This window comes from Devosia sp. (assembly GCF_041917035.1).
Taxonomy (GTDB): Bacteria; Pseudomonadota; Alphaproteobacteria; order Rhizobiales; family Devosiaceae; genus Devosia_A.
On sequence record NZ_JAYRYM010000022.1, the window covers coordinates 12,224 to 28,786 of the forward strand.

Here is a 16,563-nt window from a genome sequence, read left to right on the forward strand (position 1 = left end):
AACCGCAAGATGATATATCAGAAGCAACGCTTAGTCGATCAGGAGACGGGCTGACATGCGCCTTGCCGATTTCCGGATAACCCGATTCCAGTACGCGCGCGACCGTGTCATCGGCGACAGCCAGGTCCGCATCGACGATGTCAACGTGGCGACCCTCGAGTTGATCGCCGATGACGGGCGGATCGGCCTGGGATTCATCCAGACGCTGTTCTTTCCTTTGCCGGCGGTGCGCGAGATCGAGCGGGTGTTTCGCGCCGAGGCGTGGCCGGCGCTCGAGGGGCAGCCGCCGGCCGCCCTGGCGCATCGGATCAGCCGCCCCAGAGGCGGCAATCAGCGTCCGTACTCGCTGCCTTTCCACGAGGCCCTGCAGGTTGCCTGCTGGGACCTTGCGGCGAAGGAAGTGGGGTTGCCGCTGCACAGGTATCTCGGCAGCCGTCGCGACCGGGTCCGGGCTTATGCCAGCGGGCTCGACTTCCACCTCAGCGACGAGGCGTTCGTGCGCTTCTTCGCCCATGCGGATGCGATCGGCTATCGTGCGTTCAAGATCAAGGTCGGGCACGCCGATTTCGACTGGGACCTCAACCGGCTGAAGCTGCTGGCGGAGACGGTCCGTCCGGGCGCCAAGATCATGATCGATGCCAACGAAGCCTGGGGCGCCAAGGAGGCCGCCGCCAAGATCATCGCCATCCGCGATGCCGGCTACGACTTGCTCTGGGTCGAGGATCCGATCCTGCGCAACGATTTCGAGGGGCTCAGGATGCTGCGCGAGGCGGTGCCCTTCACGATGATCAACTCGGGCGAGTACCTCGACGCCGCCGGCAAGCGCCAGCTGCTGCTCGCCGAAGGCACCGACATTCTCTACGTCCACGGTCCGGTGACCGACGTGATGCGGATCGGCTGGCTGGCGGCCGAAATGGGGATCCCGCTATCGCTCGGCAACACTTTTCTCGAAATGGGCATCCATGCCGCCTGCGCACTGCCGGAGGTGGAGTGGCTGGAGTATTCGTTCCAGAACTACGATCACCTCGTCGACCAGCCGATCGAGATTCGCGATGGCTATGCCTACGCCCCGGATCGCCCCGGCCACGGCCTCGTCCTCAACGAATCGGCGCGTCGCGAGTGGTCCCGTCCGGAGCCGCTGCCGCGCGACCAGCTCGGCGAGGCCCCGTTCAACCCGCGGGTGGCCCCCGCCAGGGGGTGAGAGTTCAGCAGCGGCCGGCAGTGACCGGGGCGGCGCGTGTCCAGGTGGTCTGGATCACGCCGGGGGCGATCGCGTGCATGTCGGTGGGGCCGAGACCGGCGCCCGGCAGCACGAAACGGGGATGGCCGGTGCTGAAGCAGGGAACGCCGTCGGGGATCGCGAGGCCGCGGACCTCGGAAAGAACGAAGCTGTCGTAGCAGGGCACCGCCAGGTCGAAGGCACCGGTTCCACCGGTGATGGCGACGGTGCCCCGGTCGATCGACAGGCGATGCAGCGCCTCGGCGAGGCCGCATGCTGCCGGGTTCCACAACGTCGCCAGCGGGTCGGCCGGATCGGCGAGCAGATCGGTGACCGAGCGGGTGAGAACCAGTCGCCGTCGCCCCGGATTGCGGTGGCGGAGGTGACCCAGCCGGCCGAGAACGACGAGCGCCGCGCGGTCGAGGGCCGCCTGAAACCAGCGCCAGTCGGCGTCTACCCGCAACCGGTCGGGCATCGTGCCGTCGGCGGAGGCGATCATGCCGTCATCGGACACGATGGCGTGCCCCTCGATGTGAACCTCGGACCCCGGTATGGGCATGGCCTCGCCTTTCGCACGCTCGCGGTCGTTTCGGCGCCGCTGACGCGCCGGACCTCTTCCGGTCTTTGTGTTGCAGTGCCTCCGAGAAGTCCGTACGTCCTGACCGGAAGGCCGTTGCCACTGTTCCTCTGAGCGCTCTTAGCTACGATTGATCGCGGGTGAAACCTGGAATCTGCAAACGAGGTGTCGCCGTGCCGCCAACGCTCCTGCCGCTCGGAGATCGCGGGCTGTTGATCCGCTTTGCCGACAGCCTGTCGGACGCAGCCAATGCGGCGGCCATCGGTTTCGGGCGCTGTGCGGCGGTCGCCGCGCTGCCCGGCGTCGTGGAAGTCGTTCCCAACCTGGTGTCGGTGCTGCTGCGCTACGATCCAGGGGTGATCGGGTTCGACAGGCTGGCGGGGGAGGTGCGGGTGTTGCTCTCGGGGCCCGCCGAGCCCCTCGGCGAGGGGGCGAGCCACGTGATCCCGGTCCGTTTCGACGGCGACGACCTCGATGCGGTGGCCGACACCCTGGGCATGAGCCCGGCCGCGTTCGTCGCGGCCCACAACGAGAAGCCCCTGCGGGTGCTGGCGACGGGGTTCGCCCCGGGGTTCGTCTATTGCGGGTTTCACGACGAGGGCCTGCACCTGGCGCGTCGCGAGGCCGTGCGTCCGCGGGTCCCGGGAGGCACGGTGCTGTTCGCGGCAGGCCAGACCGCGATCACCTCGACGCCGATCCCGACCGGCTGGCACGTGATCGGGCACACGGAGTTCCGCAATCTCGACATTTCGGCGGCGCCGCCGACGCATCTGGCTGCGGGTGACCGCGTGCGTTTCGAGGGCGCGACGTGACCGAACTGCGCATCCTGTCGGCCGGCCCGCTGACGTCGGTGCAGGATGCCGGGCGACCGGGCTGGCTGGCGCACGGGATCAGCGCGTCGGGGCCGATGGACCGAGGCGCCTTCGCACGGGCAGGGCAGTGGATCGGCGGGGCGGGGGCGACCGGCATCGAGTTTACGTTGGGGCTGGCCTTCGAGACGGACGCGTCGCTGGCGATCGGCCTCGATGGCGGGAGCTACCGGCTCACCATCAATGGCCAGCAGCTGGCGTGGCCGACGCGAGCCCTGCTCAGAGCAGGCGACAGGGTCGATATCGCGTCGGGTCCGCTTGGCAACTACGGCTACGTCCGCTTCGGCGCGGACATCGAGATCGACGCCGTGCTCGGAAGCTGCTCGACGAACACGGCGGTGGGCCTCGGGGGCAGGATACTTGCGGCCGGGGACAGGCTCCGGCTCGGTCCTCCCATCGCGCGTCGCTCCGCACCCCATCCGCGGCCAACCGCACCTATCGAGGGGCCGTTCCGCGTCGTCTGGGGCCTGCATGCCGACCGCTTCAGTGGTGAAACGCGTGACCGTTTCGTTGCCGAAGCCTTCGTCGTGGGCACACGCCTCGATCGGATGGGGGTGCAGTTGATCGATCGCCAACAGGTCTTTCGGGGGGCCTCCGCCCTGTCGCTGGTCTCGGATGCGGTCGTTCCGGGGGACATCCAGATCCTCGGGGACGGAACCCCGATCGTGCTGATGCGGGACCATCAGCCGACCGGCGGGTACCCGCGCATCGCCACCGTCATCGATGCCGATCTCGACCGCTTCGCGCAGGCGCGTCCGGGAACCGAGGTGCGCTTTCGGCCCGTCAGCGTGGCACGGGCCCAGGGGGTGCTGAAATGACGACGTTCGACATCAATGCCGATCTCGGCGAAGGCGGCGGGGCCGACCAGGCTCTGCTCGCGATCGTCTCTTCGGCGTCGATCGCCTGTGGCGGCCACGCGGGCGATGACCAGACGATGCGGACCGCGCTGCGGCTGGCGCGTGCGCATGGCGTCGCGGTGGGCGCCCATCCGGGCTTTGCCGATCGGGAGAATTTCGGCCGCAGGCGCCTGCTGCTGCCGCCCGACGAGCTGGACGAGCAGGTCCGCGGCCAGGTGCGGCGCCTCGTCGAGATCGCCGAGGAGGAGGGCGTTGCGGTGCGCTTTCTGAAGCTGCACGGTGCCTTGGCCAACATGGCGGCGGAGGAGCCGGTCGTCTCGGCGCTGTGCTTTGCCGCGGTGACCGGCCTCGTCCCCGATCTCGCCGTCCTGGCCATCGACTGCAGCGCGCAGGTCGAGGTCGCGCAGGCGATGGGCTTCCGGGTCGTGCGCGAGGCCTATGCGGACCGCGCCTATCTGCCCGACGGCCTGCTGGTGCCGCGAAGCGAGCCCGGCGCCGTGCTGCACGACCCGGGCCTGATCGTCGACCGGGTGCTGCGGCTGGCCCAGGCAGGCGAGATCGTCGCCGTCGACGGCAGTATCGTGCGCTCGTCGGCCAGATCCATCTGCGTGCATGGCGACAATCACGCCGCCATGGAGATCGCCCGCGCCGTCCGGACTGCCCTCGAGGCGAACGGCATCATCGTAGCCGCGCCTTACTGAGGTTGCGTCCGGCGGCAACTTGCGCGATATGGCGCACCTGCCAGAGGAGCCATGCCATGAGCGCCAGGATCATCGACGGGAAGAGCTTCGCAGCGGGGCTGCGGGTCCGGATCGCCGGTCACGTGGAACGCCTGAAGCGGGAGCACGGCATCACCCCGGGCCTTGCGGTGGTGATCGTCGGTCATGATCCGGGCAGCCAGATCTATGTGTCCCAGAAGGCGCGGCAGACCGTCGAAGTCGGCATGCACTCCGAAAAGTACGAGCTGCCGGAGGACACGAGCGAGGCCGAGGTGCTGGCGCTGATCGAGAAGCTGAACGCCGACCCGGCGATCCACGGGATTCTGGTGCAACTGCCTGTCCCCAGGCAGATCGACCCGAACAGGATCATCGCGACGATCTCGCCGGACAAGGACGTCGACTGCTTTACGCCGGCCAGCGTCGGCAAGCTGCAGATCGGGCTGCCGGGGCCCGTGAGCTGCACGCCGCTCGGCTGCCTGATGCTGCTGCGGGATACGCTCGGCCCGCTCGAGGGCCTGAATGCGGTGATCGTGGGGCGCTCGAACCTCGTGGGTAAGCCGATGGCGCAGCTGCTGCTGCGCGAGAACTGCACGGTGACGGTCGCTCACTCCAAGACGAGGAATCTGGCCGACGTCGTCCGCCGGGCCGATATCGTCGTGGCGGCCGTCGGACGCCCGCAGATGATCAAGGGCGACTGGATCAAGCCGGGTGCGACGGTCATCGACGTCGGCATCAACCGTATCGATGCGCCCGAGCGCGGCGAGGGCAAGACACGCCTGCTCGGCGACGTGGACTATGCCGCCGCGGCCGAGGTCGCGGGGGCGATCACACCGGTGCCGGGCGGGGTAGGTCCGATGACGATCGTGTGCCTATTGGCCAACACGGTGACGACGGCATCGCTGATCAACGGCCTGCAGCCGCCGCGCGACCTGACGCCGTAGCAGTCATGCCGGCCGGCGTTCCGCAAAGCTCCGCTGCAGTCGCCTGGACGCCCTGAAGCGCCAGGCGTCCTCGAGGCGCAGCCCCAGCTCCTCGTCGGAAATCGCATCGAGGCGCACGAGCAGCCCGGGCCATCCACGGAAGTGCTCGGTCTGCCAGTAGAGCTGGGGAGCCATCTCCATCAGCAGTTCCTTGTGCTCGAGAGGGCAGTGAAGCACCATCTCCCCGGGGTTCCTGACCGCGGCGAAGCTCCTCGGCCCGACCTTCAGGGCGGGGCGCCCGTAGCTCGTGCCGATCGTCACCGCGGGCAGTCCGCGCTCCGCGCACAGGCGCAGCATGCGATCGATTTCGGGTTCGCTCGACATCGGTGGCCTCCACGTCGCCGCGGCAATCGTCCTTTCTCGCCGAGCCGAGTCTGGCGCAATCGGATTCGATTGGCTACACCGGTCATCGACCCGAAGCCCCCGTTTCGCGGGACTCCCAATGAGCGACGAATTCGACATCGCGGAAAGCGGGGAGACCCGTGTCGACCCGAACGCGCTGCGCGATGCGGATGACCACCTGAATCCGGCCTGGATCGAGCGCCTGCGCCAGCACCTCGATGCCGGCGACCAGGACGCCCTGGCAGGGATGATGGAGCCCCTGCATGCCTCGGACGCGGGCGACGTGCTCGAGGCGCTCGAGGCCGGCGAACGCGTGCAACTGGTCCGCATGCTGGGCGATCGCTTCGACTATCTCGCCCTCAGGGAAGTGGACGATACGGTTCGCTCCGACCTGATCGAGGAGCTGCCGGCCCATGACGTCGCCCGCGGCGTGTCCAGCCTCGACAACGACGACGCCGTCTACATCCTCGAGGACATCGAGGAAGAGGATCGCGAGCGCATTCTGGAGCAGCTTCCGGCGTTCGAGCGGCTCAGCCTGAAGCGCAGCCTCGACTTCCCCGAGGAGTCCGCCGGCCGGCGCATGCAGACCGAGTTCATTGCCATCCCGCCATTCTGGACGATCGGGCAGACGATCGACTACCTGCGGGTCGAGAAGGACCTCCCCGACGAGTTCTACCAGCTGTACGTCGTCGATCCGGGGTACCGGGTGCTCGGTACCATTCCGCTCGACAAGTTCCTGCGGGCCCAGCGAACGGTGCGGATCGAGGACCTGATGAACCGCGACCTGCTCACGGTGGATGCCACCGAGGACCAGGAAGAGGCGGCCCGGGACTTCGAACGCTACGACCTGGTGGAAGTCGGCGTCGTCGACGAGAACAAGCGGCTGGTCGGCGTGCTGACCGTCGACGACATCGTCGACGTGATTCACGAGGAAGCGACCGAGGACATCAAGCTGATGGGCGGCGTCGGCGACGAAGAAGTGTCCGACAACGTCTTTCGCGCGGTGCGCAGCCGCGCCCCCTGGCTGGTCGTCAACCTGCTGACGGCGATGCTGGCATCGTTCGTGATCAGCCTGTTCGACGCCACGATCGAGCAGATGGTGGCCCTCGCCGCGCTCATGCCCATCGTCGCATCAATGGGCGGCAATGCCGGAACCCAGACGATGACGGTGACGGTGCGGGCGCTGGCGACCCGCGACCTCGACCGTGCGCGGGTGCGTCGGCTCATCGTGCGCGAAGTCAGCGGCGGCTTCGTCAACGGCTGCATCTTCGCCGTACTGATCGGTGCAGTGACGGCCATTCGGTACATGAGCCCCGGCCTCGGTGCGGTGATCGGGATGGCGATGATCGTCAACATGATCGCGGCGGGGACTGCTGGTATCCTGATACCGCTGACGCTCAACCGGCTGAAGATCGATCCCGCCATCGCCTCGTCGGTCTTTGTCACGACCGTCACCGATGTCGTTGGTTTCTTTGCGTTTCTCGGTCTCGCCGGCCTCTGGTTCGGCCTCTACTAATCTCGACTAATCCACTGTGACATTCCTGCATCTTGCAGCCAGGGGGAAGCCGGGTTAACGATTCGTTGCCGTCGCAATTCTGCCATATGGGCGGCGGCGGTTCCGAAGTCGGCATGAAGGAGTACCGATGCGCAGCCATTCCAAAACCGACTGGTGGCGTTCGACGCTACCCACGGTGTCCTGGACTCTGGTCAGCCTGTTGGCGATGTCGCTGGTTTTCTTGATCGTTGCGGGCGCCTGAGGCAGGACTGCAGCAGGACCTTGCGGGTCCGACAAGAGTGAGAGAATTTCTGAAGGGCGCCGGTGCAAGCGGCGCCCTTCGCTTTGAGGAGTGCCCATGAAGCTGATCTTTGCCAATCGCAACTATTCGAGCTGGTCGCTGCGGGCGTGGCTGGTGCTCCGGCACTTCGGCATCCCGTTCGACGAGGACCTGGTGATGCTGAGCGGCGAGGGGTGGCGCGAAGCGATCCGCCGGAAGTCGCCGACCGGGAAGGTGCCGGTGCTGGTGGATGGCGACGTGGTCGTCCCCGAGACCATCGCCATCATCGAGTATCTCAACGACAAGTACCCGGCCAAGGGGATATGGCCGTCGAACCGGGTCGAGCGCGCGCTGGCGCGGGCTGCGGCGGCCGAGATGCACGGCGGCTTCGGAGCACTGCGCAATGCCGCGCCGATGAACCTGCGGGCCTCGCACCCGGGCAAGGTCGACCTCGACGAGGTCGCCGGCGACCTCAAGCGGATCGAGCGGCTCTGGGCCGACCTGCTGTCGCGTTCCGGCGGGCCCTACCTGTTCGGCAGCTTCACGGCGGCCGACGCGATGTTCGCCCCGGTGGCGGCGCGCATCCGAACCTATGCCCTGCCGGTGACCGATGTCGCGGGCGAGTATGTCGAGGCCATCTACGCCCTGCCGGCGTTCCAGGAATGGCTTGCCGAGGCGGTGAAGGAACCGTGGGTGGTGGATGACGACGAGATCGACGTGCTGCTGGCGCGGAAGGCGGCGGCCAGGCCGGCATGATCCACATGATCAAGCTCTGCGTCGGGGTGGCGACGCTGGAGGAACTTGAGGGCTATCGCGGCGAGCGCGCCCACTGGTGGGGCGCCGACCATGGCGAGGATGTGCACGTTCATCGCACTCGCACGATGCCGAAGCGGCGCGCCGAAATCGAAGGGCAGGGGTCGATCTACTGGGTGATCTCGGGTGTGATCCGCTGCCGGCAGCCGATCCTCCGGCTGGTCGAGGCGGTGGACGAGCAGGGACTGAAGTGCTGCGACATCGTCATGGCCCCGGACATGGTGCGCACGGTGCCGCGCCCCAAGTCGCCGTTCCAGGGCTGGCGCTATCTGGCGCCCGAGGATGCTCCCGCCGATATCGGGGCCGGCAGCGCCGATCAGGGCGGCTCGGTGGAACTGGCCGAGGAACTGGCCCGGCTCGGCCTGATCTAGGTCCGTTGAAACGGCGCGAAAGCGACGCGCCGGGCGGGCGCCGCTGCGGCAGAAAAGCCGCCATTCGTCAGGCTGTCACCGGCTCATGGTGAATCACCCCTTGAAGGATCGGGGCGATCCCCGCATTAATTCCTTCGGTGAAGAATTCGCCGAATCCCGTGGGTTGCGTCGCTGACGGAAAGCGTCTGGCGGCAGGGGAGTGTGATGGGCAGGACAGGGACGCATGTCATTGTCGTTGGCAATGAGAAGGGCGGCTCGGGCAAGTCGACCACCGCGTTCCATCTGGCCGTCTACCTGATGTACCAGGGGTTCCGCGTCGCCTCGATCGACGTCGACAGCCGGCAGCAGACCCTCACCCAATACGTTCGCAACCGCCGCAACTGGGCCCAGGCACACGACCTGAAGCTGCCGCATGCGACGCACTTCCATCTGCCGCTGTCGAAGGCGGATTCGATTCGGGAGAACCAGCGGCTCGAATTCGACCTGTTCCGCCAGGCGGTTATCGAGATCGAGGGGGATGCCGACTTCCTGATCGTCGATACGCCGGGGTTCGACACGCATCTGACGCGGCTTGCGCATTCCCTCGCCGATACGCTGGTGACGCCGCTCAACGACTCGATCATCGACCTCGACGTCATGGCTCATGTCGACCCGGTGACGGGCGATCCGCGGGAAATGAGCCACTATGCGCGCCTGGTACAGCGGGCGCGCACCGAGCGGCTCTCGATCGACGGGCGAACCATCGACTGGGTCATCGTGCGGAACCGAATCTCGATGCTGCCCTCCCGCTCGACCCGGGTAGTGCAGTCGGCCATCGACAAGATCGCCCTGCGCCTCGGGTGCCGGGTCGCCGACGGGATCGCCGAGAGGGTGATCTTCCGCTCGCTGTTCCCCACTGGAATGACGGTCTTCGATCCGCTCAACGAGGAAATGCTCGGCGGACTTCCATCGATGTCGCATCTGAGCGCCCGGCAGGAGTATCGTTCGCTTGTCGAGGCCCTGCGCCTGCCCGTCAGCGATCGTGCCCGGGCCAGGATGGAAGCCAGTCAGGCGCTGGCCAGGTCCGCCGCCGAACCGACGGCGTTCGAGCACATGGCCCAGGGGGCCGAGTAGCCGCGGCTCAGCGGGACGGCAGGGTCATCCGCACGGCCCGGCCTCCGCCGGGCGAGAAGACGTCGATGTCGACGCCGACCGGCGGCAGCAGCATCCGCCGCGTGCGCGCCGACAAGGCCATGACGGCGGCCAGCAGCTCGCCGACGCCGCGACGCTGGTAGCCGGGCAACAGGCCCGACACCATCGCGTTGACGGCCTGGCGTCTCTCGGCAGCGTCCTCCTCCGCAAGAGCGGAGCGACCGACGAAGCGAGCGAGCTCGCTGAGGCTAGATGTATCGCTCATTGGGGCTACTCCAAACACGGGCCACAATTCGCTTCCCCGATGACGGCTGTCCGTCGATGCTAGGACTGCATCGCGAGACAGCTCATTTTGACTTTCTTCAGTTCGCCGCAGACACCCGAGGCGGCCTCGCGGCCTTCGAATCCGCCGAAGCGGGCGCGGAAGAAGACCTGACCGTTCTTTTCGAAGCGCTCGATATAGGAGCGGAAGCCGGCCAGGCGATCGATCCGGGCGGAGGCATCGAGGAGCAGCTGTTGCGCCCCGCCTTCCGTCGGTGCCGCACCGACCTGAACCACCCATCCGCCGGAGAGGGGCTGCTCGACCACCGCCGCGATGGCGATCGGAGCCGGCTCCGGCTGATCGCTCAGGATTTCGGGTGCCTGGTCCCCGATGCCGCCCGAGGTCATCAGGTCGATCGGCTCCCCCTGGTCGCCGATGCCCACCGGCGGAAGAAGGGGCGCCGACGGAACGGTCTCGCCCAACGCCGCCGGGGCGCCGCCCAGCGAGAACGTATCGCTGAGCCAGGCACCGATGACGTCGAAGGCGCGCTCGCGCGGCTTGACGGTGCCGACGCGCACCGCGACCTCGGTCGTCGCGTCGAAGGCGGTCTCGCCAGGTCGCGTCGCGGGCAGGGGGGCGCTGTCGATTGAGGCGACGACGATGTCGTCGGCCAGTTGGGCGGCCTCTACGGGCTTGGCGGCCGCGAGGGTGCCGGCCTCGAGACGGAACGCCGGGTAGGGCATGGGAATGACGGGCTGCGGATCGGCGGAGGCCACCATGACCGTCGCGCCCTTGCGGCCCGGCTCCGGCACCAGGGCCGCCGCCAGGTAGCCGCCGCTGCGCCCCTTGGGCAGGTACTTCTTGACCAGTTCGCGGACCTTGGCGTCGCGGGCGCCGCTGGAATCGAAGCCGAAGCCGGCCACGACGATGTGCCGCCCGTCGGCCCGCGCCGCGGTCAGCAGGTTGAAGCCGGAGGCATTTGTGTAGCCGGTCTTGATCCCGTCGACGCCGTTCGTGCCGAGCAGCCTGTTGTGATTGCCGTAGGTGCGCTTGCCGTAGGAGAAGCTGCGGGTCTGGAAGTACTCGTAGTATTTGGGGAAGTGCTGGTATACCGCCACCCCGAGCAGGGCCTGGTCGCGCACCGTGGTCACCTGACCCTTGTCGGGCAGGCCCGATGCATTGCGATAGGTCGTGTGCGTCATGCCAAGCGCCTTGGCCGTGGCGGTCATCCGCTTGGCGAAGGCGCTTTCCGAGCCGGAGATATTCTCGGCGATCACCCGGGCGATATCGTTCGCCGAGATGGTCACCAGCGCCTTGATCGCGTTCTCGACCGTGATGGTCGAGCCGGCCTTGAGGCCGAGCTTGGTCGGCACCGCAGACGCGGCGTACTTGGAGACCTTGAACTTGGTCTTCAGCGTGATGTTGCCGGCCGTCAGCTCCTGGAACAGCACGTAGAGGGTCATCACCTTGGTGACCGAGGCCGGGTAGCGCGCGGCATCCGCCGAGCTCTCGTATAGCACCTTGCCCGACTTGGCATCGACGACGATACCGGCGAACTTGCGCGGCACCGAGGCCGCTTCAACCGGCAGCGATACGGACAGCGTTACCGCCAGGGCGAGGAAGAAGGCAAACAGGACTCGTGCGATCGGTGACGCCGCAAGGGGTGATCGGTGGTGGGAAAGCACCCGGTACTCCAACACAATCGGGCGCCGACCGGGGCCCGTACGCAATGCCTGGACTGACGGCCGAGGTGCCCTCCCCAACGAGGCCAGCCGCATTCGAACTCGACCGGGAGAGTAACCCCCGGCGCCTTACCATTCGGTAAAATGCAACGAATTGCGGTGGCTTGTTGACCGGACCCGGCGGCGCGCGACCTGCCCCAAAGTTTAGGTGCGCGGCCACTTAACACCGGGTTGGTTTTGCCTACATAATGCGGGCACCATGCTGCATCGAGACGACCCATTCGACACCGGTTCCCGTTCCTTCGCACATCCGTTCGGGGCGGCCATCGGCTCGGCCGACGAGCCGCCGCGGCGCAAGGATGACCGGCCGAAGGACCCCGGGCGGGACGGCGGTCGCTCGGACACGGCGACCATCACCAAGCCGCAGACCAAGGGCAAGCGCCCCAACCTTTACCGGGTGCTACTGCTCAATGACGACTACACGCCGATGGAGTTCGTGGTCCTGATCCTGCAGGACGTGTTCAACAAAACCCGTGAAGAGGCGATGCGGGTGATGCTGCATGTGCACAATCACGGTGTGGGGGAATGCGGGGTGTTTCCCTACGAGGTCGCCGAGACCAAGGTCACCCGCGTGATGGATGCCGCGCGCAAGAACCAGCACCCGCTGCAATGCGTGATGGAAAAGCAATAGGAGCCGACACATGCCCTCATTCTCCCGCGGACTTGAGAAGGCCCTCCATCAGGCGATGAACCTGGCGCGGGAGCGCGCCCACGAGTTTGCGACGCTCGAGCATCTGCTGCTGGCCCTGACCGACGATCGCGACACGATCTCGGTGCTGAACGGCTGCGACGTCGACATCGAGGCGCTGAAGAGCGATCTCGAGGACTTCATCAACGAGGAACTGGACAGTCTGGTGGTGCCCAACGGGCAGGACGCCCGGCCGACCGCGGCGTTCCAGCGGGTGATCCAGCGTGCGGTGATTCACGTGCAGTCTTCCGGCAAGGAGGAGGTCACGGGCGCCAACGTGCTGGTCGCGATCTTCGCGGAACGCGAGAGCCACGCGGCGTACTTCCTCGAACAGCAGGACATGACGCGACTCGACGCCGTCAACTTCATTTCGCACGGCATCACCAAGTCGGGAGCCGGCGAGGAACGCCGCGTGCGTGGCGCCGAGAACCCGGCGGGGAACGGCCCGAGCGAGGAGGGCGAGCGCACCGGCGGAAGCGGGCAGAGCTCGGCCCTGGCGGATTTCTGCGTGAACCTCAACGAGAAGGCGCGGGCCGGCAAGATCGACCCCCTGATCGGCAGGGATTCAGAACTGCGTCGCACCATCCAGGTGCTGTGCCGGCGCTCCAAGAACAACCCGATCTATGTCGGCGATGCCGGCGTGGGCAAGACGGCGATCGCCGAGGGCCTCGCCCGCAAGATCATCGAGGGAGACGTTCCCGAGGTGCTGCGCGAGGCGGTGATCTATGCGCTCGACATGGGGTCGCTGCTGGCCGGGACGCGCTATCGCGGCGACTTCGAGGAGCGGCTGAAGGCCGTCATGAAGGAACTCGAGAAGCACCCCGATGCGATCCTGTTCATCGACGAGATCCACACGGTGATCGGCGCCGGCGCCACCTCGGGCGGGGCCCTCGATGCGTCGAACCTGCTGAAGCCGGCCCTGGCGTCGGGCAATATCCGCTGCATCGGGTCGACGACCTACAAGGAGTATCGGCAGTTCTTCGAGAAGGACCGCGCGCTCGTCCGCCGCTTCCAGAAGATCGACGTGGCCGAGCCGACCATTCCGGATGCAATCGAGATCGTGAAGGGGCTGCGGCCGTATTTCGAGGACTATCACAAGCTCAAGTACACCGACGAGGCCCTGAAGGCGGCGGTGGAGCTGAGCGCGCGGTACATCAACGACCGCAAGCTGCCGGACAAGGCGATCGATGTGATCGACGAGACCGGCGCGAGCCAGATGCTGCTGACCCCGGAGAACCGCAAGACCGTCATCGACGTGGAGGACATCGAGCAGACCATCGCCACGATGGCGCGCATTCCACCCAAGTCGGTCTCGAAGTCGGATTCCGAACTGCTGGCGAACCTCGAGAGCAACCTCAAGACCGTGGTGTTCGGCCAAGACATGGCGATCACAGCGCTGGCATCGGCGATCAAGCTGGCGCGGGCCGGACTGAGGGAGCCGGAAAAGCCCATCGGCTCGTACCTGTTCACCGGCCCGACCGGCGTCGGCAAGACCGAGGTCGCCAAGCAACTGGCGGACACTCTGGGCGTGGAACTGCTGCGCTTCGACATGTCGGAGTACATGGAGCGGCACACGGTGAGCCGGCTGATCGGTGCCCCGCCGGGCTATGTCGGGTTCGACCAGGGCGGGCTCTTGACCGACGGCGTCGACCAGCATCCGCATTGCGTGGTGCTGCTCGACGAGATCGAGAAGGCGCACCCGGACCTGTTCAACATCCTGTTGCAGGTGATGGACCACGGCAAGCTCACCGACCACAACGGCAAGTCGGTGGATTTCCGCAACGTCATCCTGATCATGACGTCGAACGTCGGCGCGATGGAACTGCAGAAGTCTCCGATCGGCTTCGGGCGGAAGCGCGAGGCCGGCGATGACGAAGAGGCCATCAACCGCATGTTCACGCCGGAGTTCCGCAACCGGCTCGATGCCATCATCTCGTTCGGTCCGCTGCCGCCGGCGGTGGTGCGTCGCGTGGTGGAGAAGTTCGTGCTGCAACTCGAGGGTCAGCTTGCCGAGCGCGGCGTGACCATCGAACTGACGCCGGAGGCGGCCGAGTGGCTGGCAGTGCGCGGCTACGACGAGCGCATGGGCGCGCGGCCGCTGGGCCGCGTCATTCAGGAACACGTCAAGAAGCCCCTGGCCGACCAGGTGCTGTTCGGGGAACTGGTCAACGGTGGATCGGTCACGGTGGCCGTTGTCGGCATCGGGCCCGATGCGAAGCTCGAACTGATTGCGGTGCCGCCGCGGCCGGCGCGGCCCAAGGCAATCCCCGGTCCGAAGGCCTCGGCCAAGAAGCCGAAGGCCGACCGGCCGGCGGAAGAAAACAGCTGAGCATCCAGTGGGTGAAACGACAGAGGCCGGGAGCGATCCCGGCCTTTGTCGTTTCAGTGCTGGCGCCCCGGAGCCAGGATAGGACGGGGGCGGCGCTGGCGTGTTCGGGGCCCGGAGCGCTACAGCGCCGCGGCGATCGCCTTGGCCTGGGCCGCGAGTTCGGCATCGTCGGCCCGTCCCTGGCCATGCCGCCCGATGTCGACCCCGTCATAGACCGGGATGACGTGGAAGTGCAGGTGGAAAACCGACTGGCCGGCCGGCGCCTCGTTGAACTGGATCACCCGGATGCCATCGGGGCGGAGTGCCTCGCGCACTGCCCGCGCCACCCGCTGCACATGGATGATGGCGCTCGAGAGGGCAACAGGGTCGGCGTCGAGCAGGTTGCGCGAGGCTGCCCTGGGAATGACCAGCACATGACCCTTCGATTGCGGGAAAATGTCCATCATCACCAGCACCTCGGTGTCCTCGAACACCTTGTGGGCCGGGATCTCGCCGCGCATGATCTTGGCGAAGATGTTGCCGGGGTCGTAGGCGGTCACGAGGCTTCTCCGATCAGGTCGTTCTGGGCGTAGTGATTGCCGGGGTAGCTCTCGATCGTCTCCTCGACGATATCGGCGGCCAGGCCCGTGCCGTCCTCGAGCAGGAGGCGTTCCTTCAGCTCGGTCGCGGCGAGCTGGTAGGAGGCGTCGTTCGAGAGCTCGTCGAGGGCGGCGGCGAGGATGCTGGGGGTCAGTTTTCTGAGCCGCACCGGCGCGGGGCCGCAGCCCAGTTCATAGATTCGCCGGCCCCAGTAGGGCTGATCGAAGAAGTGGGGGACGATGAAGGTGGGCTTGCCCGCGTAGAGGCCCGTATGGGTGGTGCCCGCGCCGCCGTGATGGACCAGCGCCTTCATCAGCGGGAACAGTTCGGTGTGCGGCGCCTTGTCGATCGAATAGACGGTGTCGGGCAGGTCCTCGGACCGGATGCCGCCCCACCCCTTGCCGACGACGGCGCGACCGCCCCAGGCGCGCAGCGCCTTGGTGATGATCTCGGTGTTGCGCTGAGCGCCCCACGGCATCGAGCCGAAGCCCAGGTAGATCGGCGCCTCACCGGCCTCCAGGAACCGGCGGAAGGCCGCGTCCGGTTCCCAGCCGCTGATGTCGTCGAGGCGCCAGAACCCGGTGACGACCGTGGTGTCCGGCCAGTCGCCCGGGCGCGGCGAGATCGCGGGTGAATAGGCGTGCAGAGCCGTGATCGGCTCGCCGCGCGCGTTCCGCGAAAAGCCGCTGCGTTTGCGGCTGCGCAGGCCCAGCAGCTTGCTGCGCATCCGGTCTCGCGGAAAATCGTAGTAGCTCTGCTGCGCCGCCTGCACCACGTAGCTCAGCCGGTTGAACAGGGGGTCCAGGCTGATGCGATTGAAGAGCGGCTCCGGCGGCGCGCCCTCGTAGCCGAAATACGGGAATTCGCCGGTGGGGTTGATCGGCTGGAAGGCCGTCATGATCGCCGGAATGTCGAGTGCCTCGGCGATATCCACGGCGAAGTTGGTCGTCTGGTGAAAGATGATGCAGTCGGCATCCTGCACGGCGCCCCACAGGTGCTGGCAGGCTTCCTTCATAATGCGCTGGCCGTCGCGGAGCAGCTTGGGGGCGTAGAGCAGCGAATTCTTCGACATGACGTTGTCGAACTGCGACTGGCGCATGAACGCCTGGATGTCGCCGCCCAGCGTCTGGAAGGCGACGCCATGGCCGGTCACGAAGCTCTCGAAATCGGACGTCGCCGACAGCACGACGGAATGGCCGCGCCGCATCAGGGCCAGCGACAGCGCGACGAAGGGCTGAACATCGCCCATCGTGCCGATCGCCGCTATCGCGATGCGCTTGCCCATGCCTTGCCCATTGCCTCCGACCCAG

Annotated in this window: 17 protein-coding genes; 11 read left to right on the plus strand and 6 right to left on the minus strand. The window is 67.0% G+C overall.

From position 1 onward, the window contains the following. Nucleotides 1-55: 55 nt before the first annotated feature. The gene (locus ACE3TU_RS04430) at nucleotides 56-1,201 is read left to right on the plus strand and encodes a mandelate racemase/muconate lactonizing enzyme family protein (protein WP_374620734.1); all 1,146 of its coding nucleotides are present in this window, start codon (nucleotides 56-58) and stop codon (nucleotides 1,199-1,201) included. A 4-nt stretch (nucleotides 1,202-1,205) separates the two neighbouring features. On the opposite strand, the gene ACE3TU_RS04435 is transcribed toward ACE3TU_RS04430, so the two are convergent. Next, the gene (locus ACE3TU_RS04435; protein ID WP_374620737.1) at nucleotides 1,206-1,778 is read right to left on the minus strand and encodes a dihydrofolate reductase; all 573 of its coding nucleotides are present in this window, start codon (nucleotides 1,776-1,778) and stop codon (nucleotides 1,206-1,208) included. A 191-nt stretch (nucleotides 1,779-1,969) separates the two neighbouring features. Between ACE3TU_RS04435 and ACE3TU_RS04440 the strand changes: the two genes are divergently transcribed. From ACE3TU_RS04440 to ACE3TU_RS04455, 4 genes are read left to right on the plus strand one after another with little or no spacing between them, the layout of a single operon-like run. Next, a complete protein-coding gene (locus tag ACE3TU_RS04440; RefSeq protein WP_374620740.1) occupies nucleotides 1,970-2,608 on the plus strand; it encodes an allophanate hydrolase subunit 1 in 639 nt (212 codons plus the stop codon). Continuing rightward, nucleotides 2,605-3,483 carry a biotin-dependent carboxyltransferase family protein gene (locus tag ACE3TU_RS04445; protein WP_374620743.1) on the plus strand — a complete coding sequence of 293 codons (879 nt, stop codon included), beginning with the start codon at nucleotides 2,605-2,607 and terminating at the stop codon, nucleotides 3,481-3,483. Before ACE3TU_RS04440 ends, ACE3TU_RS04445 begins: the two co-directional genes overlap by 4 nt. After that, on the plus strand, nucleotides 3,480-4,223 hold the full coding sequence (locus ACE3TU_RS04450) for a 5-oxoprolinase subunit PxpA (protein ID WP_374620745.1): 744 nt from the start codon (nucleotides 3,480-3,482) through the stop codon (nucleotides 4,221-4,223). Before ACE3TU_RS04445 ends, ACE3TU_RS04450 begins: the two co-directional genes overlap by 4 nt. A gap of 56 nt (nucleotides 4,224-4,279) precedes the next feature. Further along, on the plus strand, nucleotides 4,280-5,182 hold the full coding sequence (locus ACE3TU_RS04455) for a bifunctional methylenetetrahydrofolate dehydrogenase/methenyltetrahydrofolate cyclohydrolase (RefSeq protein ID WP_374620748.1): 903 nt from the start codon (nucleotides 4,280-4,282) through the stop codon (nucleotides 5,180-5,182). A gap of 3 nt (nucleotides 5,183-5,185) precedes the next feature. Here the strand turns inward: ACE3TU_RS04455 and ACE3TU_RS04460 are convergent, their stop codons facing one another. Beyond that, on the minus strand, nucleotides 5,186-5,545 hold the full coding sequence (locus ACE3TU_RS04460) for an MmcQ/YjbR family DNA-binding protein (RefSeq protein WP_374620751.1): 360 nt from the start codon (nucleotides 5,543-5,545) through the stop codon (nucleotides 5,186-5,188). Between the two features lie 118 nt (nucleotides 5,546-5,663). Between ACE3TU_RS04460 and mgtE the strand changes: the two genes are divergently transcribed. The 4 genes from mgtE to ACE3TU_RS04480 all read left to right on the plus strand — a co-directional run bounded on the left by mgtE (nucleotide 5,664) and on the right by ACE3TU_RS04480 (nucleotide 9,635). Further along, nucleotides 5,664-7,079: a magnesium transporter gene (mgtE, locus tag ACE3TU_RS04465; RefSeq protein ID WP_374620754.1), complete on the plus strand. Its 1,416-nt coding sequence runs from the start codon at nucleotides 5,664-5,666 to the stop codon at nucleotides 7,077-7,079. Between the two features lie 337 nt (nucleotides 7,080-7,416). Next, nucleotides 7,417-8,094, plus strand: coding sequence for a glutathione S-transferase family protein (locus tag ACE3TU_RS04470; protein ID WP_374620757.1), 678 nt, complete (start codon nucleotides 7,417-7,419; stop codon nucleotides 8,092-8,094). Next, nucleotides 8,091-8,522 carry a DUF1489 family protein gene (locus ACE3TU_RS04475; protein WP_374620760.1) on the plus strand — a complete coding sequence of 144 codons (432 nt, stop codon included), beginning with the start codon at nucleotides 8,091-8,093 and terminating at the stop codon, nucleotides 8,520-8,522. Before ACE3TU_RS04470 ends, ACE3TU_RS04475 begins: the two co-directional genes overlap by 4 nt. A 204-nt stretch (nucleotides 8,523-8,726) precedes the next feature. Then, a complete protein-coding gene (locus tag ACE3TU_RS04480; RefSeq protein WP_374620762.1) occupies nucleotides 8,727-9,635 on the plus strand; it encodes a division plane positioning ATPase MipZ in 909 nt (302 codons plus the stop codon). Between the two features lie 7 nt (nucleotides 9,636-9,642). On the opposite strand, the gene ACE3TU_RS04485 is transcribed toward ACE3TU_RS04480, so the two are convergent. Beyond that, nucleotides 9,643-9,918 (minus strand): hypothetical protein, encoded by a 276-nt coding sequence (locus tag ACE3TU_RS04485; protein ID WP_374620765.1) that lies wholly within the window; start codon nucleotides 9,916-9,918, stop codon nucleotides 9,643-9,645. Nucleotides 9,919-9,977: 59 nt separating this feature from the next. Next, the gene (locus tag ACE3TU_RS04490; RefSeq protein ID WP_374620767.1) at nucleotides 9,978-11,600 is read right to left on the minus strand and encodes a serine hydrolase; all 1,623 of its coding nucleotides are present in this window, start codon (nucleotides 11,598-11,600) and stop codon (nucleotides 9,978-9,980) included. Between the two features lie 256 nt (nucleotides 11,601-11,856). Here ACE3TU_RS04490 and clpS point away from each other — a divergent pair, with 256 nt between their 5' ends. After that, nucleotides 11,857-12,288, plus strand: coding sequence for an ATP-dependent Clp protease adapter ClpS (gene clpS / locus ACE3TU_RS04495; protein ID WP_374620770.1), 432 nt, complete (start codon nucleotides 11,857-11,859; stop codon nucleotides 12,286-12,288). 10 nt (nucleotides 12,289-12,298) lie between these two features. Further along, a complete protein-coding gene (gene clpA / locus ACE3TU_RS04500; RefSeq protein WP_374620773.1) occupies nucleotides 12,299-14,674 on the plus strand; it encodes an ATP-dependent Clp protease ATP-binding subunit ClpA in 2,376 nt (791 codons plus the stop codon). Nucleotides 14,675-14,793: 119 nt separating this feature from the next. On the opposite strand, the gene ACE3TU_RS04505 is transcribed toward clpA, so the two are convergent. Together ACE3TU_RS04505 and ACE3TU_RS04510 are read right to left on the minus strand one after the other, a co-directional pair. Then, nucleotides 14,794-15,213 carry an HIT family protein gene (locus tag ACE3TU_RS04505; RefSeq protein WP_374620776.1) on the minus strand — a complete coding sequence of 140 codons (420 nt, stop codon included), beginning with the start codon at nucleotides 15,211-15,213 and terminating at the stop codon, nucleotides 14,794-14,796. Then, the coding region (locus tag ACE3TU_RS04510) for a glycosyltransferase (RefSeq protein ID WP_374620779.1) at nucleotides 15,210-16,563 on the minus strand (1,354 nt) is incomplete at its 5' end. The genes ACE3TU_RS04510 and ACE3TU_RS04505, both read right to left, overlap by 4 nt.

What these genes read in the sequence shown, in the direction of transcription:
- ACE3TU_RS04430 (WP_374620734.1), top strand. Translation starts at nt 56, where the DNA reads ATGCGCCTTGCCGATTTCCGGATAACCCGATTCCAGTACGCGCGCGAC.
- ACE3TU_RS04435 (WP_374620737.1), bottom strand. Translation starts at nt 1,778, where the DNA reads ATGCCCATACCGGGGTCCGAGGTTCACATCGAGGGGCACGCCATCGTG.
- ACE3TU_RS04450 (WP_374620745.1), top strand. Translation starts at nt 3,480, where the DNA reads ATGACGACGTTCGACATCAATGCCGATCTCGGCGAAGGCGGCGGGGCC.
- ACE3TU_RS04455 (WP_374620748.1), top strand. Translation starts at nt 4,280, where the DNA reads ATGAGCGCCAGGATCATCGACGGGAAGAGCTTCGCAGCGGGGCTGCGG.
- ACE3TU_RS04460 (WP_374620751.1), bottom strand. Translation starts at nt 5,545, where the DNA reads ATGTCGAGCGAACCCGAAATCGATCGCATGCTGCGCCTGTGCGCGGAG.
- mgtE (WP_374620754.1), top strand. Translation starts at nt 5,664, where the DNA reads ATGAGCGACGAATTCGACATCGCGGAAAGCGGGGAGACCCGTGTCGAC.
- ACE3TU_RS04470 (WP_374620757.1), top strand. Translation starts at nt 7,417, where the DNA reads ATGAAGCTGATCTTTGCCAATCGCAACTATTCGAGCTGGTCGCTGCGG.
- ACE3TU_RS04475 (WP_374620760.1), top strand. Translation starts at nt 8,091, where the DNA reads ATGATCCACATGATCAAGCTCTGCGTCGGGGTGGCGACGCTGGAGGAA.
- ACE3TU_RS04480 (WP_374620762.1), top strand. Translation starts at nt 8,727, where the DNA reads ATGGGCAGGACAGGGACGCATGTCATTGTCGTTGGCAATGAGAAGGGC.
- ACE3TU_RS04485 (WP_374620765.1), bottom strand. Translation starts at nt 9,918, where the DNA reads ATGAGCGATACATCTAGCCTCAGCGAGCTCGCTCGCTTCGTCGGTCGC.
- clpS (WP_374620770.1), top strand. Translation starts at nt 11,857, where the DNA reads ATGCTGCATCGAGACGACCCATTCGACACCGGTTCCCGTTCCTTCGCA.
- clpA (WP_374620773.1), top strand. Translation starts at nt 12,299, where the DNA reads ATGCCCTCATTCTCCCGCGGACTTGAGAAGGCCCTCCATCAGGCGATG.